We start from the raw sequence: 24,308 nt of genomic DNA on the forward strand, positions 1-24,308 counted from the left end.
GAACGTGGGAGTCAACCTATGGCGCGGTCTTGAAGGCTAATGAGGCGTCGATACGACCTTACGCACCCAAAGCTACCACGAACCATCAATTGGCCGCGTAAACTCGCGCCCTGGCGAGACGACACCCATCTGGTGATGCGTGGATTCCCGACAAACTCGGCTCACAACATATGAAGCTTTGGTCCTCTGTGCTCAAGATTATCCGGTATCAGTAGATCGACTCTTGGTGGATTCATCTTCGGTGCCATTCAGTCGGTTTAGGACTTGCGTGACTCTGGCTCGACTGACTCCAAGGTGACGTGCCAATGCCGCCCGCGATTCAAACTCCCCAGTATCCAGCAAAGCTTGATAATGAAGGGCCAACCGCATTCGGTCCCGTTTTGGTTTTGCAGCATCAGATTCCACCCGCATTTTGTGCAAAATGGAGTTCCACTTGAACATCTCAATGTATGGCAATCGACGCAACCTATTGGTACGAAAGGCACCTAGCTCAACAAACCCCCGGTTCGGATAGCGACCGCCTCGGGGAGCTTGGCCGAAGCGAGTTCATTTTGTTACGGACTGCTCATTCGCTCCTGATTGCTCTCAACGTTTTCTGTTGATAACGAAGTAAACGTTCACTACGGAGAAGGTAACGATGTTCTCCGAACGCGACTTGCGCCCGGCTGTTCAATCGCCTTCACAGGCTCGGCAGCAACCTACCGCCAACAGATTGGAAACCGACTAGAAGATCCCCTCCATCCGCCTCTGCGAATGCCAATATGCAGCGGACGAAGCCCTTCGCACTCCAGGAATCCACCACTTAGTTGGCCTTTCTCTGCCAAAACTATCCCGTCATCTATCAAGCGATAATCTTGTGCGCCACGTCTCCATGCACATCGGTTAGCCGAAAGTCCCGGCCACCATATCTGAATGTCAGCCGCGTGTGATCAAGTCCCAGCAGATGCAGCACGGTCGCGTGGAGATCGTGCAGGTGCATGCGGTCTTCCACGGCCTGACTGCCAAGTTCGTCGGTCATTCCATATCGCATGCCGCCTTTGACTCCACCGCCGGCGAGCCACATCGTGTAGCCCACTGCGTTGTGGTCGCGCCCTTTCATGCGACCGGATGGCCAGTCTTCGGAGAACGGAGTTCGTCCAAATTCGCCTCCCCAGATGACCAGCGTGTCTTTCAGCAGGTCGTGTCGCTTCAGATCTGCCAACAGCGCTGCGATCGGCTGGTCGGTCGACTCACACTGTGTTTTGAGATTATCAACGAGCGTGTGATGCTGATCCCAGCCGCCTGATTCCAATTGCACAAATCGCACGCCCTGTTGAATCAGTCTTCGCGCGACCAAGCATTGCAATCCGAATCCCCGAGTGGTGGTCTCCGTGATACCGTATTCTTCGAGTAGTTTTTGCGGTGCATCTTTGACGTCGAGGACAGCGGGTAGCGACGACTGCATGCGGAACGCCATTTCATAATCGGCATGCACGCCGTCAACCACTTCTGTCAATGCTGGATTGTTCTGCGCACTGCTGCGATCAAACTGACTCAATAAATCCAGCTGGGCACGTTGCTGCGCGCGAGTGAGCCAGTCGTTATGAATATTGCTGACGCCAGACTTCGCGTCCAGTTCCGTTGCACGATAATTTGACGGCAGAAACCCTGGGCCAAACTCGCGTTTGCGCAGCGAGACAAAGCCGGGAATATCGTTCGCTTCCGATCCCAGACCGTAAAGAACCCACGAGCCGACCGATGGCCGAGTGAATTGAAAGCTGCCAGTGAACTGCATTTGCGTCGCGAGCGCGTGCGCGGACACGTCGGTGTGCATACTGTTGATAATGCACAAGTCGTCAACATGCTTGGCAATATGCGGGAACAGTTCAGAGACGTGAAGACCGCTTTGGCCATGCTGCGAAAACTTCCAGGGCGATGCCCAGAGTTTGCCTTTGCGAGCCAGTCGCGATGCCGTACCACCGTTGACCACCTCAGCCGATTTGCCATCGCTCTTTTGCAAAACCGGTTTGTAGTCAAACGTGTCAACCTGCGATGGCCCTCCATTCATCGACAGATAGATCACGGATTTGGCGCGAGGTCGAAAGTGCGGCTTGCCCGATTTCAGTTGATCTGCGGTGATGTTCTCATCAGCAGCGGCAAGGTCTTCCTGCGCCAGAACATTCAGGGCCAGTCCGGCAATCCCGGCCGTTGAAGTTCGCATCAGTTGCCGACGCGTGACCTCACCGAAATTGTTTTCTGAGTGATTACCAAACATATCGAAACTCCGTTGATGCAAAAAGTATTTGGCACAGTTGCGACCACGCTTCCTCAGTGCCAACGCCCGCTCTGATCGCGTCGTCGAGGTAGCGAGCCAATTGACGATTCTCGTCCTCGCGAGCGGGACGGCTAAGGATGGTGCGAACCGCGAGGTCAATGCGGGCCGATTCAGGATGATCGACTTTAATCATGTGCTTCGCGGCCAACCGACTGGCCTTCGCGATGAATTCGCTATTCATCATGTAAAGGGCCTGCGTCGGCATGTTGGCCGTCGAGCGTCTACCACGGACAAAAGACGGATCGGGGAAGTCGAACAACTCCAGCTGCTGCGGCACCGCTTCGCGCAAGATCGACAGATAAACACTGCGATGCGGAATGTCGTAGGACACGGTGGCACGACCAACCTGATGAAAGCCCAATCGCGCTGCTTCGCTCGGACCGGGTGAGCCGGAGACGAGTTGCTGTGAAGCCAGCATCACGGTGTCACGGATCGCTTCCGCTTCCAGTCGTCTCGGTGTCATTCGCCAGCGAAGCTTCGCATCGGGATCACGCTTCATCGCGGATTCCACCGGCGACGAGCTCAGCCGATACGTGCGGCTCAGCACCAGCGTCCGAATCAGTGATTTTGTTGACATACCGCCGTCGCGGAATTGTCGCGCCAGATAGTTAAGCAGCGCCGGGTGACTCGGCGGCTGGCTCATCAGGCCAAAGTTGTCGGCCGATTCGACGAGTCCGATACCGAACAGGTGCTGCCAAATACGATTGACATAAACGCGTGCCACCAGTGGATTATCCGATGACGTCAGCCATCGTGCGAGTTGCAGGCGTCCGCTTTGGTCCTCAGGAATGGGGATCGTATCGGTCGAGACCGGGATGATCTGTAAGAACCCGCGCGGGACAACCGGGCCGGGATTCGCTGAATCGCCCTTGATGAACACCGGTTGCTCAACCGGTTTGGGATGATCCGCAACCGCAGCGACCATCTCGGCAGTAATCGGTTCGGCGAGTTTGGATTCCAGTTTTTCCAAGGTGACTTTCAGACCGGCTAACTTCTTGTCTGTCGCCTTTATCTCATCGGGCGAAGAATTGTTGGCTTTGAGTTTTTCCAGCCGCACCGTCAGCCGGCGAATCGTCGACCGCATGCCTTCCGCTTTGGTAAAACTCGTACTGATCTGTTCGAGTTTTTTTGCTTCGTTCGGCATGGCAACATAACGAGCCGAAACCCCTGCAGAGGGGCCTCCCTGGTTTTCTTCGTGGAATGGCGGCACAACATGGGAGTTGTACGAAGACGTGCTGCGAAGCGTGCCGGCTAGCGCATAGTAGTCGCGGGTGGGAATTGGATCGAATTTGTGGTCGTGGCAGCGGGCGCAGGCGATCGACAAACCAAGAAACGCATGGCCAATCACGTTCAACTGATCGTCGATGTCGTCTGCGTGATACTCCTGCGACTCGGCGCTATTGCCGTTGCCTGTGTAAGCCCGCTGGCCGGTGAGCAGCATTCCGGTCGCCACCATCTGCTCGCGACGCTGTGAGAGCTTTTCGGCAGGCAACAGGTCGCCCGCGATCTGTTCTGTAAGGAACTGATCGAAAGGCTTGTCATTGTTGTATGCGTCGATCACGTAGTCGCGGTACTTCCAGATCAACGGATTGACGAAATTCCGGGGCTTTGAAAACGTTTCGGCATAGTGCACAACATCGAGCCAGTGCCGACCCCAGCGCTCACCGAACCTAGGACTCTTGAGCAGATCCTCAACGAGTTGTTCATACGCCTTGGGAGAGTCACGCTTTGCAGCGAGCAGAAACTGATCCTGCTGTTCCGGCGTGGGCGGTAAGCCCGTCAGGTCGTAGTAAACACGGCGCATGATCGTCGCTGAGTCGGCCAATTCGACAGGCTTCATTTTCTCCTTCTCTAGGCGTGCAAGGATGAAGTTGTCAATCGGGCTCTGTGGCCATTGTGCGTCGAAAACCTGCGGTGGCTCTTGGTTCGCTATCGGTCTGAACGCCCAGTGCTCTCGTGCCTTTTCGAAATCAATCGGTGCATCGTCTTCTTTCACCTTGCCGCGTCGCGGATCGGGAGCCCCCATCTCGATCCATTTCCGCATCGCTGCGATCTCAGTATCCGATAACCGCTTATCCGGCGGCATCAACAAATCTTCGTTTTGGTAAGTCACTGCATCGAAGAGTAAGCTACCTTCCGCATCGCCGGGCTTGATGGCGGGACCCAACTCACCTCCATTAAGCAAACCATCGCGAGAGTCAACCAACAGGTCGCCATTCGATTCACCCGTTTCATGCGAGTGACATTCGTAACAGTGCTTGACGAGGATGGGACGCACTTTTCGCTCGAAGAAGCGAATTCCCGCATCATCACCGCGTGCTTTTGGTGTCAGCGCAACCAATGTGGCGAGTGCGATGATCGACAGTCTGTAGATGTATCTCATATTCAACTGATTGGTGAAAAAACCTGTACGTTTCGAATGACAAACAAACGGAGACAAGCGAATGAAATCGGCGATTCGACTGTCTCTAATTCTGAGTCCCTCACTGATTACTTTTTACGGCTTTCCGAAGCCGTCACGGATTTCCACGATGTTCCAATCCTGATCTCATCGAGTTCAAAAATGGCACCGCGTTTGTTTTGCAAGATGAGATGGTTTAGCGATTCATCACCTGATCGTGAGGTACCACGAAGAGCCCAAGTCACTGGCTCGAATTCCGGAACGCTATCATCTTCCCAGAACAGCGCCACCGACAATTCATCGGACAACGTGTCCCGCGCGTCAATCTTGACGACGAAGAAACACGTGGCTCTTTCGACGATCGTTTCCGAGACCTCTACGTTGTTCCCGCAATGCAGCAAAAAGACCTGATCCAATTCGTTAACACCAACTCCGACCATTGCTTTTGCATTCTCGTCGCTACCAAGGACCACCATGGCGGTGACAGGATCATTGGGGTTGTCCGGCCCGGTCTTGTGAAGCAGAAAGCTGAAGTAAGTCGTTCCATTGCGATCCATCCGAATAGGCTGGGCCAGTTGCCTCCAAGCACGTTTGAAACCCTTTAACTGCAGCCGTCCACCATCTGCGACACCGCTCTTGGAATGATGTAAGCTGTCGTCGTCAAGCACCTTTAATCCGATCGGTTTGTCTGTACTCGCCCGCCGCCAACCTCGCCCCCATCCTTCGCCGCCATCCGACATGCCAAGACTTCCCGCGTCATACGCAAACCCTTCGTAACACAATGTCGCGTCCTCGGAGTCACCGTCGATGGGAATGGGCATGGAGAAGTCCCGCTCAAAGGAAGTGACCTGAAACGGAATGGCTTCATCACCGACCTGGGTCACCCGGACCGCACGTCCGGATTCAAGAAGTCGTGGATGTTCCTTGTTCGACAACGATTGCCAAGCGACCTCGCCATCAAAGACATGGATGTCGGTTCCATCGGAAGTTGCGCTCATTCCAAACTCGGTTCCAAGATCGATCACCGAAGCGCCCGGACCTTCCAACTCGAATCCTAATGCAGATGCCGGACATTGAACGCTGACCGTACCTTCGCGCAGCTTAGCCTTGCTTGATGACAATATTTCTAGAGAAGCGGGGCCTTCCAAGTTTAGTCGCGCGCCGTTGTCGAGCTGTAGCATCGCCTTGCCAGACTCCAGTCGCACCTCTCCGGTTGGCACTCGCTGCCGGACTTTCAACGGGCCAACATCGGAAGTGCCGCTTGCATTTTCCAGCCGCACTACAGTAGCCGCGAACTGAGTATCAGGACCTGTCTCTGCCATCAGCGGTGGAGAACCGGACGGCGGGGGCCAGTTAAACAACATGAACATGATAACAGCAGCAAGTCCCGTCAGAAGTCCGACCACGCCAATCGCTTTCCAGCGACCCGAAGGTTTCGAGACACCGAACTCTTGGAGATTCGGAAGAATTTCCACCATCTGCGCGAAATCATGATCGGCGGAGTGCTCGCGTTTCAACGCGGTATCAACATCAAGATACAGATAGTATTGCATCCTTGCGGCTTGACTTTCGCTCAGTATCAATTCCAGCCGTTTGGCATCGTTTTCACTGAGACGATCACTAAGCAAATCGTTCAGCAGGTGATCAAGTTCCACAGAATCGAAATCAATCATGACGTACGAGCCTCCGCAACAAGAGTTTGCTGAATGCACTCAGCCACACGCTTTCGTAGCCGGTACAAGCGGTTGTAGACCGACTGCACTTCAATCCCTATGGCGCCCGCAACTTCACCGATGACTTTGCCGTGCTCGTAAACGTCTGTGATCAATTCGCGATCGCCGGAGCGAAGATTTTGCAAACACGACCGCAGTGCAATCGCCCGCCGTTCATAGTTTGCGACATCCTCCACTCGCTCATTGGCGATCGTTCGCAGCAGGTCGTCGTTAAAATAGTGCCGGTCTCTGGCTTTCAGCCGAACAAAATTTTTCGACTCGTAGAATGCCACACGGGAAGCCCAGTCCATGAAATTCGTCGCCGGATCGAATTGGTCATACTTCCGCCACAAGACGATGCTCGTCTGTTGCAGTACATCCTGCGCATCCTGCCAATTCGCCACCAACGAGACGATAAACCCAAGCAATTGATCGTGATGCCGCGTCAAGTTGGTAATAAACTGCTCGCGGTCTGGTTTCAGGGAATCATCTGGCACGCCGAGTATCTCCTTTCGCCGTACAACAGTGTGCAAGTAACATTTGATATTAATTAACGTCCGGTAGATTGGCGATCTACTCAGGAATCTCCGCATGTTTCGAAAACATTCGTGCGGAAAGTCATCGCCCGCTCCACATTATCAATTGTTGGAGTTTTCTCCGGCAAAACCCTTTGTGGAAACTCGCTCGCGCGATCTACAAGAACCGGAAGGCCGTGCCAAGGATTCAAAGAATCGATTGTGACACGGTAATGGTTGCGATTTGCTGTCCCGCGCTACAGCAAATTTGGCTGACCTTTGGCCTCAGGATCATATCTTCGATGTATACAGTTAACTTACACGAGCCAGAAGCGTCGTTGCGCATAAATTACTTTTCGCGAAAAGAAGATTCAGTGCCTTGCCTGCGACTGGCTCAGATCAGCGATTAGGCAGTTTTTGCAGAGCCTTCCAGAGGTCGAGTGCACTGTCGCCGATCGCCAGTTCCGGGGCGTGCAACAGGCCTTGTGCTTTGAGGCTCAGCAGGACCTCCCTCCACGACAATTCACTCTCGCGTTGACCGTCGACAACTGCGACGAGCTTCTTCTTTCCTTCGGCTGTGGCTCCCATTAACACCAGCGGGCACTGGCGTTTCTCATCATCCGTACGGCCTGCGTGGTCGTTGAATCGAACGTTACTATGAATGCCGTCAGCCCACAGGTAGACGTACCTTTTCCCCGCCAGCGATCACTTCGACCATTCGACGTATTCGCCTTCCCAGACTGCCTTCAATCGTGTGACCGTGGAAGTCGACAGCCCCTTCGCGTCCGTCCCCAGCAACGATTGCAGGGCCTCAGGAAAGTCGTTTGTGCTGATCCCTTTGAGGTACAGCCAGGGAATCAATTCTTCCAGGGATTTTATCTTCCGCAGGTATCTGGGCAGAATAGCGGGAGTAAAGACTTCGCGGTCGGCTGATAATCGCTTGTCACGCACGCGAGGCTGACGGACTGTGCCCCGGCCGATCCCGTTTTGGATCTCGCGTTCCGGCAACGAGCCGTTGCGGACGACGAGTTTTCGCCCATCTTCGTCCTCGATGTCTGTTCGGGCGTTGATGAAGTCGGCCACTTCCTGGTCAATCGCTGCGGCCAGCATCTTCTGAGCGCCCGCTCGAAGAATTTCTGTTAATGCATCGGTCGCTGTGGCTGTCTCTTCCGTTGCGGTTTTGGTAGTCTCAATCACTGGTGGCGTCCCTTTCAAAATGCATTTGGTCTGTTGTTTCGAAACCAATTCATCGCGAAATACGCCGCCGCTTTCAACATCAAATCAAACACAACTTTCTACAGTAGCTCCTTGTGGTCAATCTGGGCTGCAGTCGACCCCAATTACAATCGGGACGCTTCCTGCCTATCTTAAGATACTGGTCGCGAAGCAGTGTCGGGCGATTTGGCGACTCGACGACATCTGTCTCGGCAAATCCACGGAAGTGTTATTCGAGAGGAACGTCCTTGATGCGTGTATTCATAGCTGTTGTCGTTTTACTTTTGGGCCCTACTTACTGCGGGCTGGCGAATGCTCAGCAGGAAGCGAGCGGAGACGCGAAGCTCCAGAAGCAGGTTCGCAGTCACCTGCAATCGAACTCCACCACCGATTCCTCTTCAGAGAATTCGATCGACTTCAATGACCCTCAACTGAAAATCATGCTGCAGCGACATGACCCGCAAACGAAATTCGGGACATTTGTCTTTGCTCTGAAGAATGCGATACATGGAGTGCTTACGGAGCGGCAGGTCGATCAACTAGATGATCTGATCGAAACTTCAGGGGCGTTGAAGTCTCGGTTTCATGATGAACGCAACACAGTGCGTTGTTATGTGGAACGATTGGCATGGCAGTATGCGACCGCGGACGAAAGTCGTGTCGTGGAATTGCGATCACGACTGGGGCAATGGATGGATATTCGTCTGGAATACATGGCTCAGGAAAGTCGGTTGCAGGAACGTTTTTTCCGTGCCGTATGGAACATTTTGACTAAACAACAGCAGGTGGAGTTGATCGCCGGGGATTACGATTCATTCGTGAAGAAAAACATGGGGCATCAGAGAGCGTTTTCATCTGACAAGCAGGTTCGCAAGGCGTTCGGCGATCCGAGTGGCGTTGATGCGTCGACGCGCGTGGCGGAAACGCGGCGGAAGAAATACGCGGAGGGCTATGTGGGTTACTCTCGCGCGGCGGAAGTCGTTCGTCGGGCTGAACTGGCATTCGATTTGATCGATCGGCCGCTCTATCATTCGGCAGTTAGCGAGATGCATCGGCATTTTCGCACGATTTGCATGCTGGACTTCGATGCGCGCCGAGCGATCTACCAATCCGGGTATGATCTGTCGTCTCGCGATCCACAAGCCGATGCGGTCAAAGCGGCAAAGCCTCTCTGGAAGAAAGCTGAGAAACAATATACTCATGCGGTGGAGCTATTGGCCATGTTTCCGCCGGTAGAGTGACGGTCGTGTTTCCTGAATACACGGTCCGGTGTTCACACGCTATGCGAATCGTTGTGCGTCTCAGCCGAAGGCGGTGTCTGAACGAGTATTACAGTCGCAGGAGCGAACCGAAGACAACCAAGCGACGTCGCCTTCACCGTTCTAGAATCTGACTGAGATGTCGAATGGGGATCAGCGTGTCGGCGAGGCTCACTTCAAAATCACAAACAAGGATCGACAAGCCTTGAACAAGAATCATCACACAGAGGCGATGCTGATCAATCACCGACAGAAATCAAAATTCCTATCAGTTTATCAGTAAAATTCCTATCAGTTCAGTGGGTCAACTTATCGATTCGCAGACATCCGAATGGGATCGTCTTGGCAATCCGTCACACAAAGCGAAAAGAACTAGCGAGAATCACCCAAACTAAACCGAGTCGACGGATCAAAAAAATGAAACGACTGATCATCTCCATTCAGATTCTTGCGTTAGGGATTCTGATGCCCTGCGCCATGTGCTTCGGGCAAAAGGCAAACAGCCGGAAAAATGCCTCAGTAGAAGTCTCGACAGCGGAAATCGGCGCCGAGGTGAAGCGGTACGTTTACAAACACTCAGCGGGCGAGCCGCGCGACTTGGAGGTGTACTTTCCGACAGGGCATGATCCATCGAAGGCGAAGGTACCCTGCGTCGTGCTGTTCCACGGTGGCGCTTGGGGGGGCGGCGATCTGAAACAGTTCCAAAAGTTCTGCCGCTATTTCGCCAGCCGAGGATTGGTTGCGGTTACCGCGAACTACCGATTGGTCCCTGCCAGCGAGAAGCTACCAACGGGTGTGTCGCGAAAGCAATTCTGCATCACCGACGCCAAGAGCGCAATCCGGTGGGTGAAACAACACTCCGAAGAACTCGGAATCGACCCGCTAAAAGTGATCACGGGAGGCGGTTCGGCAGGCGGACACGTCAGCATTCTTGCGACGACCAACGCTGGCCTGAATGACCCAGAGGATCCGAAAGAGATTGACACCAGCATCGTCGCCTACCTGTTGTTCAATCCCGCATTGACCGCGTTCGATGCGAAATTCCCCGAAGTGGATGCCATGAAGCATCTCACGAACGACTTTGCTCCCGCAGCTGTCTTCTTTGGTACCGAAGACAAGAAGTGGTTGGCAGGCTGGGATGCGGCTCACGCTCGACTGAGGGATCTTGGGGCAGGTGACCGAGTCAACCTTTGGCTAGCCGAAGGTGCAGGTCACTCGTTCTTTGGTAAGAAGCCTTGGTTGAACCATGTGCTCATCGAAGCGGATCGCTTTCTGGTCTCACAAGGACTTCTTTCGGGGCAAGCGACTCAGGAAATGACATCCGATGACAAGAAACTGATCGAAGCAAAGAATGCCGACGCTTCTCACTAAGTCGAAAAAGAAACTCCTCAACAGGGAGCGCACGGTCACTCAACATTCTGTTCATCCACATGGAGGACATGGGAGTGCAAATCCCCGCCTACCGAGGCGATGCTGATCATTCACCGAGATGGATTACAAATGTCGCTTATAAAATTAGCCGGCCGCTTACTGGTGACACTTACCGTCACGCTTAGCGTTGCGACCTTCGGCCTGGCTGACGATACGGACGGCGATCTGTTATCAGACGCCGATGAAATCCAGACCTACCGGACCAATCCAAATGAGGCGGATTCCGATGGTGACGGCACGCCGGACGGATTGGAATTGGCCAGTGGTCTGGCCCCCAATGATCCGGCCAAAGAACTCGGTCGCCCGAACATCATTTTCATCCTGGCCGATGACCTTGGTTATGGCGACATCGGTGTGCTCTGGCAGAATTCCATCGCCGGAACCAAGAAGTTGATCACGCCCAATTTTGACCGGATGGCGGCCGAGGGGCTCATTCTCAACCAGCACTACACCGGTGCTCCTGTATGTGCTCCGGCGCGTGGAACGTTGCTGACCGGGGTCCATCAAGGTCACTGCACCATTCGCAACCGGGACTTTGACAACGCGCTGGAACATAACCACACTTTGGGAAGCACGCTTCAGCAGGCGGGATATGCAACGGCGCTCGTTGGAAAGTATGGCACGCAGGGTGAAGGCATCTCGCCCGCAACCTGGTCGGCCTACCCTACCAAACGTGGCTTCGATTTCTTTCATGGTTACGTGCGACATGTGGACGGGCATCAGCACTATCCGGGCAACAGCTGGCCGTTGGGTGGTTCGGAGTCACATCGCAGTCCCAAAGAACTTTACGAGAATGACCGCGAGATCTCCGCCGATCTCGACAAGTGCTTCACGCCCGATCTGTTCACCGCCCGAGCCAAGAAATGGATGATGGATCATTGTGCTGCAAAAGCCAAACAGCCATTCTTTCTCTATCTGGCGTTTGACACGCCGCACGCGGCCCTGCAACTCCCCACAACCCGTTACCCAGACGGCCCTGGAACGGACGGTGGTATGCAATGGATCGGCACACCGGGCCACATGATCAACACGGCGGAAGGGAAAGTCGATGCATGGCGGCATCCGGATTACGTGGGGAAAGGCTGGACAGATGAGGAAGAGCGTTTTGCCACGCTCGTTCGCCGCATGGACGACTGCGTTGGCGACCTGCTCCAGACGCTGCGCGATCTGAAAATTGACGACAATACACTCGTGGTATTCAGCGCGGACAATGGTCCACACGATGTGCACTATCTTGCGGGAGGTAACTACAGCGCGACTGCCTTCGACTCGTTTGGCCCGTTCGAGGGCATCAAGCGAGACTGTTACGAGGGTGGTGTGCGTCAGCCGACGCTCGCCTGGTGGCCGGACAAGATTACGGCGGGGCGGACCAACAACACTCCGTCACAATTCCAGGATTGGATGCCAACCTTCTGTGATTTGGCCGGATCGCCCACACCGGCCCGCAGCGACGGTGTCTCACTTGTGCCGACCCTGACCGGAAATGGCAGCCAGCGCGAAGGCATTGTCTACGTGGAATTCAATCAACCCGGTCACGCACCTCGCTACCCCGAGTTTACGAATCACGGTAAGGCCCCCCGCGGCAATCAGCAGGTCATCTTTGTCGACGGATACAAGGGAATTCGCAACGGCATTCGCTCGCATGCCGACGACTTCCAGATCTATGACGTCAGTCATGATCTCAAGGAAGCGACCAATCTCTTCACGCATTCCCCTGATGGTCAGTCGGCTTACTTTAATGATCTGCAACAGAGGATGAAGGATCGTGTGCTCCAGGTACGGCAGATCGAAAAGGATGATCCTTTCGATCCAGGTTCCGACAAAGTGGAGTCTCGACCTTATGACGCCGAACTCGTTCCCTCTGTGAATCTGAATGTCACTTCAGGTGTGGAGTTGGCCACTTACGAGGGGCTGTGGCCCTGGGTGCCGGAGTTCGATGAGCTCAAACCGCTGAGCACCGACACCGCTGCGACTTTCGCGGTGGAAACCCACCTCTCGCGATCCAGCGACGCAGGGCTTTGCTACCGCGGCTACCTGAAGGTTCCCGCCGACGGCACCTGGACCTTCTACGCGACATCGGATGCGGGAACACACTTGCGGATCCATCAATCTCAGGTGATTGATGACGACTTCAATCACGATGGATCCGAAGCGAGCGGAGAAATCCGACTCAACGCGGGCCTGCATCCTTTCACTCTGTACTATCGGACCGCTGACGGCAAACCGGCATTAACACTGCAATGGTCCAGTCAGGGAATCCCCAAGCAGATCATCCCTGATGCGTGCCTGTTCCGCGGTAAAGTTTCTCATGCTGGAGCAAAGCAATGAATCGTACACGAACCGTTTTAACAGCACTGATGAGTGCGGCAATGATGGTCAGCGTTGCATCGATGATTGCTGCGCAAGATTCCGCCCGCCCCAACATCGTCTTGATCATGGCGGAAGATATCGGGAATGACCTGGCGTGCTACGGTACCGATGGAGTGAAAACGCCGATCCTCGACAAGTTGGCCGACCGTGGCATTCGTTACACGCGTTTCTACACCAACTCACCCATCTGTTCGCCGAGTCGCACCGCGCTGATGCTCGGCATGTATCAGACGTCCAGCAACGGGCACAACCATCGCAGCAGCGTGAAGGGTGCTCCGGGACTGCACTATCTGACCCACTATCTGCGGCAAGCCGGATATGTGAATCGTCTCGGCTCGAAAGTGATCAAGCGCAAAAGCGGCAAGACGGATATCAATGTACGGCTCGATGAGCCCCTGTTTGACAAGTCGAATCCAAAGCCGGGACAGCCCTTCTTTCAGCAAATCCAGCTCCAGGTAACGCACCGCCAGGCCAATGATTCACGCTGGCAGGATTTGCGTGCCAGCAAAGAAGATCCGGTTAAGACCGCTGAGATTGAGATACCGCCATACCTTCCTGACACGCCGGAAGTCCGGCTGGATTGGGCGACTTATCTCGACCAGATTGAACAGGCGGATCTGGAAACAAGTCAAATCATTACGGACCTCAAAGAGAAAGCAGATCTCGAGAATTCAATCATCATCTGGATCGGTGATAACGGTCGTTGTCAGATTCGCGGCAAAGGTTATCTCTACGAAGATGGTATCCGATGTCCGCTGATCATTTGGGGGAAAGGGATTGAACAGGGTAAAGTCGTCGATGACCTGGTCTCCGGCATTGACCTGACCGCCACCATTTTGGCACTCGCTGGAATCGATCATCCAGCCCACATGCAGGGCCAGGCATTTCTTTCCAATCCTGAATATCAAACAAACGATTATATTTTTTGTGCGCGCGATCGCTGGGACGAGATCGTCGATTGCAGTCGCGTGATCGTGGGCGAGCAGTACAAATACATTTACAACTTCATGCCGGAAGTCCCATTCGACGCTGGCCAAAAGTATCTCGACACCGACAATGTCAGACCCATCCTGCCACTGCTTCGAGAAATGCACAAAGAGGGAAAGCTGACTCCGGAACAGGCTTACTTCTTCAGGCCTCAAAAAGAGATCGAGCAGTTATACGACCTCGAAGTGGATCCGTGGGAGCTTAACAACCTCGCAACATCCTCCGAGCATCATAACACGAAAGAAGAGTTAAAGGGAAAGCTCTTTCAATGGATCGGGTCCGCGAATGACCACGGCCTCGAAAAGGCCCCAGACGGAACTTGGAAACCGAAGCGGGAAGAAAGCCCGACAAGGTCGAGATAGAAACGCAGTCGACTTATCATCTGTGAGCAGCCACGCAGGTCCATTACCTTTTAGTTCATGAGAACGTGCCACCGAGAATCGCTGGGACTCCGAACACCAGACATCTGTGTGACTGGAAGAACACCGCATTTTGTCCATTCGAATTCAGATTTTTCCGACGCACCTGTCAGCCGGACAACTGCGTCAACCTGCGTCGGTGAGACCAACACAGTCGTGGTTGAGAAAGAAAGCCCCGGCAGATTTAATTGAGTTGACGACCACAAACGCATTCGATCCATTGTCCAACACAGAATTTGCTGACACTCGGTTTGGGGCCATCATTGTCCGTCATAGCGAAAGCAATCGTCGGACTTATCCCGCCAATAGTTGCAACGTGTCTGACGTCGCGTGGTACAGAATCTGGTACACAAATTGTTGCAAAGCGTTAGTAAACATTAGACAATGTGTTCTGTGTGGCGTCCGAAGGTTGAATTCAGTTTTAACGTAAGTCCCGACCCATCCGCCAGTTACAAGTGTCTCCCGATTGATTCCAGGTTGAGACGGACAGACTCGGCAAGCAGGACCTACAACCCTGCGGCTCATCAGTAGGTCCTTTCTGCCGGGCAGGACCCTTTTCAATCGCCCAGCTGCGAGAATACGTGGGCAGTGTGAGTAGCGGTCATTAGCTAGAAATGCTGGACCAAACATAGTTCATGGATTGCAATTCGTTTTCTCGGTTCCAACACCCGCACGACTTGTGACCAGAGCTATTCGCGACGAAGGACGGTTCGTCATGAGTCAGTTACGAATGTCCGTGGCCGTCAGCGCATTCTGTGACTGAGTGCATTCAATCTGATGACAGGGGTCGGCTGAGTTTGCCATCCGAACTGCACTCCGTCGATCAAAGCGAAGCAGGTTAGAGCGGATAATGAGTCAGTCTTGATTAGCCGCCCCACGCCGGATTCTTCGTGTCTGAATGCGGGCTTCACGTCCAAGTCCTCGCCGCTGAACAGGTTCAGCGATAGCTCCTGAAAATTGTGAATTTGAATGCAGCCACGAAACTCGCGAATCTCTACTCATGCAGACCCGGAACCACTTGTGACGATTCATGGCTTGTTTTTTCGAGAGCGAAGACGTTTTGCGTTTTCGCAACAATGAAGAATCCGACCGGCGCGAGGATTAGCACCAACACCGTACCGAAGATTAAACCGAAGCTCAGACTGGTCGCCATCGGAATCAACACCTGCGCCTGGCGTGAGGTTTCGAGCAGGATCGGCATCATTCCGCCGATCGTGGTCAGTGACGTTAGCAGTACCGGACGGCAGCGTCGGCGGCCAGCGTCGATGATGGCGTCGTTGAGTGATAATCCGTCGTTGACTCGGCGGTTGATGAAGTCGATCAGCACGATCGAATCGTTGACGACGATTCCGGACAGAGCGACGAGGCCGTAGATGCTGAACAGGGTGAACGGCAATCCCATGACGACGTGACCGAAGATCGCTCCGCACGCACCAAAGGGGATGATCGAGAGAACGAGCAACGGTTGCAGATAAGACTTGAACTCGATTGTGAACAGCAGGTACATGGCGATCATTACCGCGATGAAACCGTAGAGCATGCTGTTCATCGATTCGTTCGTTTGTTCTTCCTGCCCTTCCCACAGAACTCGGAGGCTCGGGTATTCTTCGGCCAGCTTTGGCATCAGTGTTTTCTTCAGGTCCGCTGTGATCACGAAGGCGTTGGCGACTTCTTCGTCCACGTCGGCGGCGACCGTGACGCTCCGCATTTGATCGAGTCGGTGAATGGCCGAATAGCTGCGAGCGATCTCGATGTCAGCAAGTTCCGTCAGCGGTCGCTCCGTTCCTTCGTTGTCACGGATGCGGATTTCGTCAAAGTCGGCCAGCGACTCTCGTTGTTCGCGGGGATAGCGAACTCGCAATTGCACTTCATGGCGGCCTCGTTGGAGCCGCATGGCTTCTTCGCCGTAGTACGACGCTCGGACGGTGCTGGAAAGTTCGGCCAGCGACACTCCCATGGCTTTCGCGTCCTCTTTGATCTGTAGTCGGTATTCCCATTTTCCGGGTCGTCCGCCAGCGGTGACGTCGTGAACGCCGGGGTACTTTTCCAGTTGTTCAACGCAGGCTTCGACGGCGGCTTCGAGTTTCGGGATGTCTTCACTGCGCGCGAGCACACAGGGGACATCCAGAAAGATTCAAAAATGACGCAGAGTGCTGCCAGTTTCTCTTGAGTTCTCCGCGGGATCATGGCTTCATGTGTCCGAACGCAACGGACCGAAAATAACTCAAACCTTTGCACAGGATACCAACCATGGCCAAGACACAAGAAATCGCCGCCCGCCAAGACGCGCTTCGTACCGCGATGAAGAAGCTCGACGCGGACACCTACCAAACCATTCGCGAAGACTTCTACCGAATCGCGGACAACCTCAAACCACTCGCCGACGCCCTTGAGATCGCCGACGCGGACGTCGGACCGGAAGGACCGCTTTTGGAAGAACACTACATCTTCATCCAAATGTACGACCTCCTGCGAAAGAGCGAACTCGGTGCGGTGGTTTGAACGAAAGCCGAAACGCCGGCATGGACGCCGACGTTTTGGTACCGCTCGGGTTCTAACCCAAACGCCGCCGAAAACGCCCGACATTGGTAACGTGCGGGCGTTTTGTCGTGAGTGCGGAAACTGCTACCAAGCAAGACCAAACGCACCACACTGGCCGACAGCGGGCCAGGTCTTTATTCAGACCCAGCAAGCCACCAACCAGGAACTCAGCCATGACGCCACCACTCAAGTCAGGCGATCGAATTCGGCTGATCTCGATGACCGACGATCCCGCCCCAATCCCAATTGGAGCGACCGGAACTGTGACGGAGCTGTACCCGCAAAGCGGGTGGACCCAAATTAATGTCGAATGGGACAACGGCCGATCGTTGATGCTTTCGATTCCACCCGATGTGGTCGAACGCATCGAGTCGCCGAAAGATGCTCCAGCCTGTTAACCCGAGCATGATTTTTCGCCGTCCGGCTCGCAGGAGCCGAAGCAAACGGCGAATGAACTTAGAGCGAGCCCAAAAGGCGAGAGCGCGATAGTTTTGGCCGGGAGTCGCCAGAATTGGGCGACGACCGTTCAAGCGTGCCGGCCAACAAGAGACCGCCGAGAGTCTCGGGGAGCCGCGAACACCGTAAAAACCGGGCGTTTTTCGCGGCGAAAGTGACGCGGCGAGCTTGGGCACTCATTGCGAACTGGCGTGGCAGCATCAGTTCGCAGATTGAAAAGAGTACACCCGGCAGGATTCGACGCCACAAACGCCAGCGTTATCGAACGCTGATTCATTGGACACCGTAGGGAAATCCGTAGGGATATCAGCAGAAATCCTGAGACATCCCGACACATCGGAGCTGCTAAGAATGTGGTCGTCGATCAGTATCCAAGCGCGCGGCGACCTGCTTGCCATCGCCCGTGGAATTGCGAACGTGGAGGTTCACAGAATCATCAAAAAAGACGAGCAGATCCGAAACGTTTGACGCTGTAGACGATACTCAAGTGTCCACCCTCCTGGCAGTGATCTTCAGGGAACTTCTGCAACCCTGATATCGCGGAACGACTGACGGTGGTTGCTATTCGACCCAGACTCAATTGCTATGTGATAGCGAACCGCGTAAGCCGTCCTCCCGTGCACGCGATGGCTACGACGTCTTGTCTTGGGTATGACTACAGGTGAAGGATCGGTCGGCAATGTCGTCGCGATCCTCCACGACTTGGCCTTGAGCATCGAGATTCTCTTCCTTCCGGAAACTCTTCCACTGTTTGTCCAACTGTTTTAGCTCATCGTTGGTGATGATGTCGATTTTCTGGAGTGCGAACAGAAGCGAGCGTGGTGAAATCGGCGGCAAGATCATCGCATGTTTCCCACCACAGTTGCGGCAGGTCATCATCGGGTCGCGGATTCCTCGTTGATTGCGAATTGATGATCGGCGTGAAGTCATCGTTTGGCAAAACGTGACGACCTGTAACCAGTCCGGTTCGCCGGTCCAAAACTGCGTTAACTCCTCCAGCATTTCCGGAAACCAAGCTCGTTGAGCGTCACCCGATGGCATTGAGTCTGAATTCTTTCATTCGTAACGTTACCGATCACCGGGCCGGGAGTGTTGATGTTCCATTTGAAAACGGCCGCAAGCCCGACTTCGGTTCATCGCATGGTTCAAGTAAGCCGCTAGCGCGGCGGGTTGGGACGTTGGGATTTCGCTGAAGCATCCTGGCAGGAGGAGCTGTTCGCTGTGAACAGCTCAGCAACTCCTCCTGCTCCAGGAACACATTCATGTCCAAGTCTAACCCCCAGCCTCCTGCAAATCCACGCGGCCATTACTTTCCAGCCGAACTTCGTCAGCGGCTTTCCGATGACCTGCATCTGACCGGCAAGGCCAAACGGACTCATGACGGTTACATCCGTGCGGTCCGGCAATTGTCCGACTTCGCCCAGTGCAGTCCCGACAAGGTCACCCAAACGCAAGTCCGCCAGTTCTTTCTGCACCTCAAGAATGATCGCGAGTTCGCGTACGGCTCGCTGCGGGTCGCACTCTCCGGCGTGAAGTTCTTCTTTACCTTCACCTGCAAACGCGATTGGGAGATCTTTTCGATGCTCAAATTGCAGACCGCCAAAACGCTGCCGGTCGTGCTGACCATCGAGCAGGTCCACCGCATCATGGACGCCACCAAGACCGACCGCTTGTTTGTCTTCTTCTGGACCGTTTACACCATGGGACTGCGGCTCAATGAGGCGCTGAGTCTGCAAGTCGGTGACATCGATGCCGCGCGCGGGTTCGTCCACATCCATCGCGGCAAAGGTGCCAAGGATCGCTACTTGCCGCTGCCACTCTCGACGCTGAAGTTGTTGCGAAGCTATTGGTCCACGCACCAGCATCCGTCGCTGTTGTTCCCCGGCGATGGACGCAATCACACGCTGGCCAAGCATGGGATCAGTGCCGCGGAGAATCCGATGAGTGAAAAGACCGTCCAAGAAGGCATCTCCCAGATCACCGGAGCGATGAAGCTGGGCAAGAGGGTCACGCTGCATACGCTCCGGCATTGTTACGCGACGCATCTACTCGAAGCGGGCGTCGGACTCAAGGCACTTCAGAAATTGATGGGGCACTCATCGCTGCAGTCCACCATGATTTACTTGCACTTAACCGAGACCGCCGAGGCCAACTCTCGGGAAGTCATCAACACGATGTTCGGCAAACTGCCCAGAGAAGTCGACCACAAGTTGAAGTAATCCTGCACCTGCACCATGCCTTCGGTCGCGGATGCCTTGCGGCAGTTCGCACCGGCGTACTTGAAACAGAATCCAGGCTCCGTCTCAACCATTGGGCAGAAAGTCTTGGCCGCGATCGTGCGTTGCCGCACCGGCGCGCTCGGGGGCGTTCATTACCAGTGCGACGGATGCGGACGCGAACATTGGGTCGGTCGTTCGTGTGGCAATCGGCACTGTCCGAACTGTGGCCACGAGAAAACGCAGCTGTGGATTGAGGCTCAGTCCGTCAAGTTGATGCCGGTGCATCACTTCCTGGTCACGTTCACGGTTCCTCGTGAACTGGGCTCGGTGCTGCGCGCCCATCAAGCGGACGGTTACCGCTGTCTGTTCGATGCCAGCAGTGCAAGCATCCGTGACGTCGGTGCGGCGACCAAGTCACTGCGCGGTTGCGCGCTGGGGTTCTTCGGTGTGCTGCATACGTGGGGGCGTGACCCTGCCGTCTATCATCCGCACATTCACTATGTCGTTCCCGGCGGCGGAGTGAAGTTGGATGATCGCGGCGACGCGGTCTCGTGGCAGAGCACGCCGAAGAACTTCCTGTTCCATCATGCGACGCTGATACGAGTCTACAAAGCCAAGCTCGCCGACGAACTGCGAGCGGCGGGCCTCTACGACGGTGTCCCCAAGCAAGTCTGGGGTAAACACTTCGTCGTCGACATCCAACCGGTCGGGCATGGCGTGCCGACGTTGAAATACTTGGCACCGTACGTGCATCGCGTGGCGATCAACAACAGTCGCATCGTGTCGGTCGATGAAGCGGAAGTGACGGGTGTGGTCTCTTCAGGGCGCAGTTTGACGGTTGATTGAGGTGCGTCGGTTTCGCGGCATTGCGTAACCTCGGATTGGTGTTTCAGAACAAGGGCGTCCCGCGTCACACTGATGTTGCAAAACAAAAATCCTCCATCTTTACCCCAATGTTCGGCATCACGCCCGACTCAGAGCAGGAGCCGTATGAGGGAAAACTTCACGTACGGATCTGTGCGGGGGGCTGCCGGCGACGGCAGTCCCTACCGCGATTCCACTACAGAAGAAAACTACGCAGGTTCTCAGAGCGATTTGAACTGACTCGATAGGCTAACTAGGTGCATTCTTCCCACGAGACCAATCAATTTTAAGTCGCGTTTGAAAAATTCATCGGCCACGTTGGCCATTTCGTCGAACTAAATTTGTTGAACCGTGAACGAATATGGGGCGTCCTTGATCAATGTTAGCTTGGTTGAAATTCCGAGCTCGTTCATTCTTTTTCGAAGCTCATCTCCGTGCGTTCTGGGGTCGTCCTTGTCGCCGGTGATCCGCTCAGTCGGCCGGGCGTTTCTTGCGGGATTTCGGTTTTGCCATCGGATCGCGGTACGGAGACTTGGCCGGCGGGACGAGCGTCCAGTTGCATTTCTTCTTGAAACATGATCGCCATGCCGCGCATCTTGCGTGTGATCTCCTGATCGCGAACCAGTTTAGATTCACCCGGATCTTCGGCAAGATCGTAAAGTTGAAGGCTGGGATTCAAAACCAGCTTCCAGTTTTTCCAGCGGACGGCCGCCAGTGCGCCTTGGCTGCCGTGGTAAAAGAACGCGTCGTTGTATTCTGCTCGTGTGATGATGTCAGCCCATTCACCAGCGGGAGCCCATCGGCGTCGCAGCGGTACCGCCGCGTTGAGCGACTTCTTCATTCCAGCGGCAGGCACAAACTTGGTTTCGCCCTTCAGCAACGGGCTGATGTCGCGACCGTCGATCACGCGTCCTTCGGGAACTTTGATGCCTGCGAAAGTTGCCAGTGTCGGATACCAATCCATCGCACGCACGACCGCCGACGATTCTTCGCCCGCCTGCAATCCGAAACCCGGCCCCCATGCAATTGCTGGCACGCGAATTCCGCCTTCGTAAGTTGACAGCTTGCGACCCTTGATTTTCTGGTCCGGCGTACGTCCCGGGCCGCGACCGTTGTCTGACGCGAAAACGACGATCGTGTTGTCGTCGATGTTCAGTCGCTTCAGCATGTCAAAAATGCGGCCGACGTTATGATCAAGTTCCTGAATCGCGTCGCCATACTCGCCCCACTTTGACGTGCCTTTGAATTCGTCGCTGACGCCCAGCGGATTGTGCAGCATCGTGTGCGGCAGATACAGAAAGAATGGGTGCTGCTTGTTTTGTTCGATGAACCCGATCGCTTCGTCGGTGTACAGCTTTGTCAATTCTGCGGGATCAGCAGGACGCTTGACGACGTCGTCATTCCGCATCAGCGGTACGCCACCTTTATCCGCGAAGTAAACAATCTCAACTGGATCAAGATTGTGCAGCAACCCAAAGTAATGATCGAAGCCTTGATTGCGTGGCAGAAACGGCTCGTGAAATCCAAGATGCCATTTTCCGACACACGCGGTTGCGTAGCCATTGTCCTTGAAGAGCTCCGCAATCGTCAGTTCGTCCGGATGGATGCCGGAATTTGAATCGGCACGATGCACCCAAACATGATTGCCGACTCGGCGCGGGTAACATCCGGTCAGCAGGCCAGCGCGTGAAGGACTGCAAATCGGAGCCGCCGCGTAGTAGTCAGTGAATCGAGTCCCTTCCGCAGCCATCGCATCGATTCGCGGCGTTTCAATTTCGGTCGCGCCGTAGCAACCCAGGTCGTAGTAGCCTTGGTCGTCAACAAAGATGAAGATGACATTGGGCGGAGTGTCTGCGGCCGCCGCGGTGGAACCATGGCCAAGAAGTATCGTCGCGTATAACGCAAACGTTAGCGTACGAAGTCGTCCTGAGCAGGGCATCGGTAAATCCATGAGTCGGGGTGTTTCATTCGCGCATCGTATTTCATGCAAGCACGGCTTTATCGCGATCAATCGCTGTAGCATGCCCTATTTCTCGTCGTCCTCGAGCGGTCGCTCGCCTTCAAACGGTCCCCACATAACGCGCTCCGCATATTCTTTGTCGTCTTTATAAACGGCGTGATCGTAGTCAGGATTCGGCTTCGGGATTCTCGCGCCAACTTCATTGAAATAGCTCATCATCTGGTCGTATAGCTGCTTGTGTTTAGCGGGATGCTTGTCGGCGATGTTATGGACCTCGCCCATGTCGGCTGACAGATCGAACAACATCGGGATGTCTGGCCGATCATAGAAATGCAGCACTTTGTGTTCCCCTGACACGATAGCGGAATGGGGCATGCCCGAGCGATAGTGTGGGTAGTGAAAGTACAGATTGCGATTCAGGAACGCAGCGTCCGGCTGTTCGCCCGTCATGTAGGTTGCGAGGCTGATACCGTCGATGTCCTTGAGCTGCCGCGAGTCTCCTCCCGCCCAATCCACGAACGTCGGCAGGAAGTCGTAGTTGACAACGTTGCCTGTGAAGCTAGTGCCGGCTCTGATGCCAGGGCCTTTGACGATCATCGGCACACGAATGCCGCCCTGCCAAACCCACCACTTCGCACCGTGATGCGGCTGGGTCAGTCCAGGACTGACGTGTAGTTCATGATGGCGATAACCGTTGTCCGAAACCATCACGACAAAGGTGTTGTCTTCGATACCCAACGCTGCAATGCGATCAAGCACGGCACCGATTCGGCCATCGAGGTCTTCTGCCATTCCCAACCAAACCGCCGGGTCATCGCCAAGTTTGACGGTGTTTCTGTCCTTGTTGTTTTCTTTGTACCAAGCTTGTACGAGTGGAAGATTAGCGTACTTTTCTCGAGTTGCCGGTAGACACTCCTGCCCCGCGTGCATGGCGTAATGTGAGATCTGCAAATAGAACGGTTTGCCGGCTTGGACCTGTTCCTCCATAAAACCAATCGCCTTCTCCGTGACGCTGAACATCAGCTTGGGATCGGTTAGATCGGCGGGCAGTCGTCGCGGTTTCGCTTCACCTTGTTTCAAATTCGCTTTCAACGTATTGCCGGGATTGTTATCGGTGTCGCCGTCGTGAAGCACATAGCCTTCATCACCGGGGTCACCGCGCATGTGCCATTTACCGACATGAGCACTGACATACCCCAGCGGCTCGAGCGATTCCGGAATCGTGACGGCGTCTTCATCGATCATCATGTCGGAGACACACGGGACTACCGGATAGCTGGGATAACCTTTGGTGTCATAGTATTCCTGCCCCCGGTCGTTCAAGTAAACCGTGTAGCCGCTGCGAGGTGACGACAAACCGGTTTGCACACACACTCGCGACGGTGAACACTGTGGCGACGCGTAAGCATTGCGGAACTTCATGCCTTCGCGTGCCAGTCGATCGACGTTGGGCATTTGCAGGATTGGCATTCGCGAGTTGGCCAGCGAATCATCCATTGCAACTGGTGACCCGTTCCATGCCCAGTCGTCTATGAACAACAGCACGATATTTGGTTTTTCGGCGGCATGACACCGACCGCAAAAGACAACCACGGCGAAAAGGCAGAGCGAGAGTTTGTTGAGCACGAGAGTTCGTCCTGAAGAA

General features: G+C 54.7%; 15 protein-coding genes and 2 pseudogenes. 8 read left to right on the forward strand and 9 right to left on the reverse strand.

Annotated features, from left to right (window positions below; genetic code table 11):
- Positions 1-841: 841 nt before the first annotated feature.
- The 5 genes and pseudogenes from Poly51_RS07890 to Poly51_RS31195 form a co-directional block, all read right to left on the reverse strand.
- Positions 842-2,254, reverse strand: coding sequence for a DUF1501 domain-containing protein (locus Poly51_RS07890; RefSeq protein WP_146456067.1), 1,413 nt, complete (start codon positions 2,252-2,254; stop codon positions 842-844).
- Entirely contained in the window at positions 2,244-4,697 is a 2,454-nt protein-coding gene (locus Poly51_RS07895; RefSeq protein ID WP_146456068.1) for a PSD1 and planctomycete cytochrome C domain-containing protein, read from the reverse strand. Before Poly51_RS07895 ends, Poly51_RS07890 begins: the two co-directional genes overlap by 11 nt.
- A 107-nt stretch (positions 4,698-4,804) precedes the next feature.
- Positions 4,805-6,388, reverse strand: a complete 1,584-nt coding sequence (locus Poly51_RS07900) for a FecR domain-containing protein (protein WP_146456069.1) — start codon at positions 6,386-6,388, stop codon at positions 4,805-4,807.
- Positions 6,385-6,924 (reverse strand): sigma-70 family RNA polymerase sigma factor, encoded by a 540-nt coding sequence (locus Poly51_RS07905; protein ID WP_186775414.1) that lies wholly within the window; start codon positions 6,922-6,924, stop codon positions 6,385-6,387. Before Poly51_RS07905 ends, Poly51_RS07900 begins: the two co-directional genes overlap by 4 nt.
- Before the next feature lie 417 nt (positions 6,925-7,341).
- Positions 7,342-8,139, reverse strand: a pseudogene (locus tag Poly51_RS31195) (transposase).
- Positions 8,140-8,849: 710 nt separating this feature from the next.
- Between Poly51_RS31195 and Poly51_RS07920 the strand changes: the two are divergent.
- The 4 genes from Poly51_RS07920 to Poly51_RS07935 all read left to right on the forward strand — a co-directional run bounded on the left by Poly51_RS07920 (position 8,850) and on the right by Poly51_RS07935 (position 14,566).
- Positions 8,850-9,398, forward strand: coding sequence for a hypothetical protein (locus Poly51_RS07920; protein WP_146456073.1), 549 nt, complete (start codon positions 8,850-8,852; stop codon positions 9,396-9,398).
- A 435-nt stretch (positions 9,399-9,833) separates the two neighbouring features.
- Positions 9,834-10,787, forward strand: a complete 954-nt coding sequence (locus tag Poly51_RS07925) for an alpha/beta hydrolase (protein WP_146456074.1) — start codon at positions 9,834-9,836, stop codon at positions 10,785-10,787.
- Positions 10,788-10,916: 129 nt separating this feature from the next.
- Positions 10,917-13,175, forward strand: a complete 2,259-nt coding sequence (locus tag Poly51_RS07930) for a sulfatase-like hydrolase/transferase (protein ID WP_222435810.1) — start codon at positions 10,917-10,919, stop codon at positions 13,173-13,175.
- Positions 13,172-14,566: a sulfatase family protein gene (locus Poly51_RS07935; RefSeq protein ID WP_146456076.1), complete on the forward strand. Its 1,395-nt coding sequence runs from the start codon at positions 13,172-13,174 to the stop codon at positions 14,564-14,566. Before Poly51_RS07930 ends, Poly51_RS07935 begins: the two co-directional genes overlap by 4 nt.
- 1,051 nt (positions 14,567-15,617) lie before the next feature.
- On the opposite strand, the gene Poly51_RS07940 is transcribed toward Poly51_RS07935, so the two are convergent.
- Positions 15,618-16,736 (reverse strand): efflux RND transporter permease subunit, encoded by a 1,119-nt coding sequence (locus tag Poly51_RS07940; RefSeq protein WP_186775416.1) that lies wholly within the window; start codon positions 16,734-16,736, stop codon positions 15,618-15,620.
- A gap of 137 nt (positions 16,737-16,873) precedes the next feature.
- Here Poly51_RS07940 and Poly51_RS07945 point away from each other — a divergent pair, with 137 nt between their 5' ends.
- Together Poly51_RS07945 and Poly51_RS07950 are read left to right on the forward strand one after the other, a co-directional pair.
- Positions 16,874-17,125, forward strand: a complete 252-nt coding sequence (locus Poly51_RS07945) for a hypothetical protein (RefSeq protein WP_009099019.1) — start codon at positions 16,874-16,876, stop codon at positions 17,123-17,125.
- A gap of 212 nt (positions 17,126-17,337) precedes the next feature.
- The gene (locus Poly51_RS07950) at positions 17,338-17,562 is read left to right on the forward strand and encodes a DUF4314 domain-containing protein (protein ID WP_146456079.1); all 225 of its coding nucleotides are present in this window, start codon (positions 17,338-17,340) and stop codon (positions 17,560-17,562) included.
- Between the two features lie 688 nt (positions 17,563-18,250).
- Here the strand turns inward: Poly51_RS07950 and Poly51_RS07955 are convergent.
- The gene (locus Poly51_RS07955; protein ID WP_146456082.1) at positions 18,251-18,661 is read right to left on the reverse strand and encodes a hypothetical protein; all 411 of its coding nucleotides are present in this window, start codon (positions 18,659-18,661) and stop codon (positions 18,251-18,253) included.
- 221 nt (positions 18,662-18,882) lie between these two features.
- On the opposite strand from Poly51_RS07955, the gene Poly51_RS07960 reads away from it, so the two are divergent.
- Positions 18,883-19,839 (forward strand): site-specific integrase, encoded by a 957-nt coding sequence (locus tag Poly51_RS07960; RefSeq protein ID WP_146456084.1) that lies wholly within the window; start codon positions 18,883-18,885, stop codon positions 19,837-19,839.
- Positions 19,840-19,854: 15 nt separating this feature from the next.
- Positions 19,855-20,646, forward strand: a pseudogene (locus Poly51_RS07965) (IS91 family transposase); the annotation flags it as partial.
- Positions 20,647-21,112: 466 nt separating this feature from the next.
- Here Poly51_RS07965 and Poly51_RS07970 read toward each other — a convergent pair.
- Together Poly51_RS07970 and Poly51_RS07975 are read right to left on the reverse strand one after the other, a co-directional pair.
- Positions 21,113-22,642 carry a sulfatase family protein gene (locus Poly51_RS07970; RefSeq protein WP_246114337.1) on the reverse strand — a complete coding sequence of 510 codons (1,530 nt, stop codon included), beginning with the start codon at positions 22,640-22,642 and terminating at the stop codon, positions 21,113-21,115.
- Positions 22,643-22,729: 87 nt separating this feature from the next.
- Positions 22,730-24,289: a sulfatase-like hydrolase/transferase gene (locus Poly51_RS07975; protein ID WP_246114338.1), complete on the reverse strand. Its 1,560-nt coding sequence runs from the start codon at positions 24,287-24,289 to the stop codon at positions 22,730-22,732.
- Positions 24,290-24,308: the final 19 nt, after the last annotated feature.

Source organism: Rubripirellula tenax, from assembly GCF_007860125.1.
Taxonomy (GTDB): domain Bacteria; phylum Planctomycetota; class Planctomycetia; order Pirellulales; family Pirellulaceae; genus Rubripirellula; species Rubripirellula tenax.

Excerpts from the sequence above, each read along its gene's own strand:
- Poly51_RS07895 (WP_146456068.1), bottom strand. The coding sequence starts at position 4,697 with ATGAGATACATCTACAGACTGTCGATCATCGCACTCGCCACATTGGTT.
- Poly51_RS07925 (WP_146456074.1), top strand. The coding sequence starts at position 9,834 with ATGAAACGACTGATCATCTCCATTCAGATTCTTGCGTTAGGGATTCTG.
- Poly51_RS07900 (WP_146456069.1), bottom strand. The coding sequence starts at position 6,388 with ATGATTGATTTCGATTCTGTGGAACTTGATCACCTGCTGAACGATTTG.
- Poly51_RS07960 (WP_146456084.1), top strand. The coding sequence starts at position 18,883 with ATGTCCAAGTCTAACCCCCAGCCTCCTGCAAATCCACGCGGCCATTAC.
- Poly51_RS07950 (WP_146456079.1), top strand. The coding sequence starts at position 17,338 with ATGACGCCACCACTCAAGTCAGGCGATCGAATTCGGCTGATCTCGATG.
- Poly51_RS07890 (WP_146456067.1), bottom strand. The coding sequence starts at position 2,254 with ATGTTTGGTAATCACTCAGAAAACAATTTCGGTGAGGTCACGCGTCGG.
- Poly51_RS07945 (WP_009099019.1), top strand. The coding sequence starts at position 16,874 with ATGGCCAAGACACAAGAAATCGCCGCCCGCCAAGACGCGCTTCGTACC.
- Poly51_RS07955 (WP_146456082.1), bottom strand. The coding sequence starts at position 18,661 with ATGCCATCGGGTGACGCTCAACGAGCTTGGTTTCCGGAAATGCTGGAG.
- Poly51_RS07935 (WP_146456076.1), top strand. The coding sequence starts at position 13,172 with ATGAATCGTACACGAACCGTTTTAACAGCACTGATGAGTGCGGCAATG.
- Poly51_RS07930 (WP_222435810.1), top strand. The coding sequence starts at position 10,917 with ATGTCGCTTATAAAATTAGCCGGCCGCTTACTGGTGACACTTACCGTC.
- Poly51_RS07970 (WP_246114337.1), bottom strand. The coding sequence starts at position 22,642 with ATGCCCTGCTCAGGACGACTTCGTACGCTAACGTTTGCGTTATACGCG.
- Poly51_RS07920 (WP_146456073.1), top strand. The coding sequence starts at position 8,850 with ATGGATATTCGTCTGGAATACATGGCTCAGGAAAGTCGGTTGCAGGAA.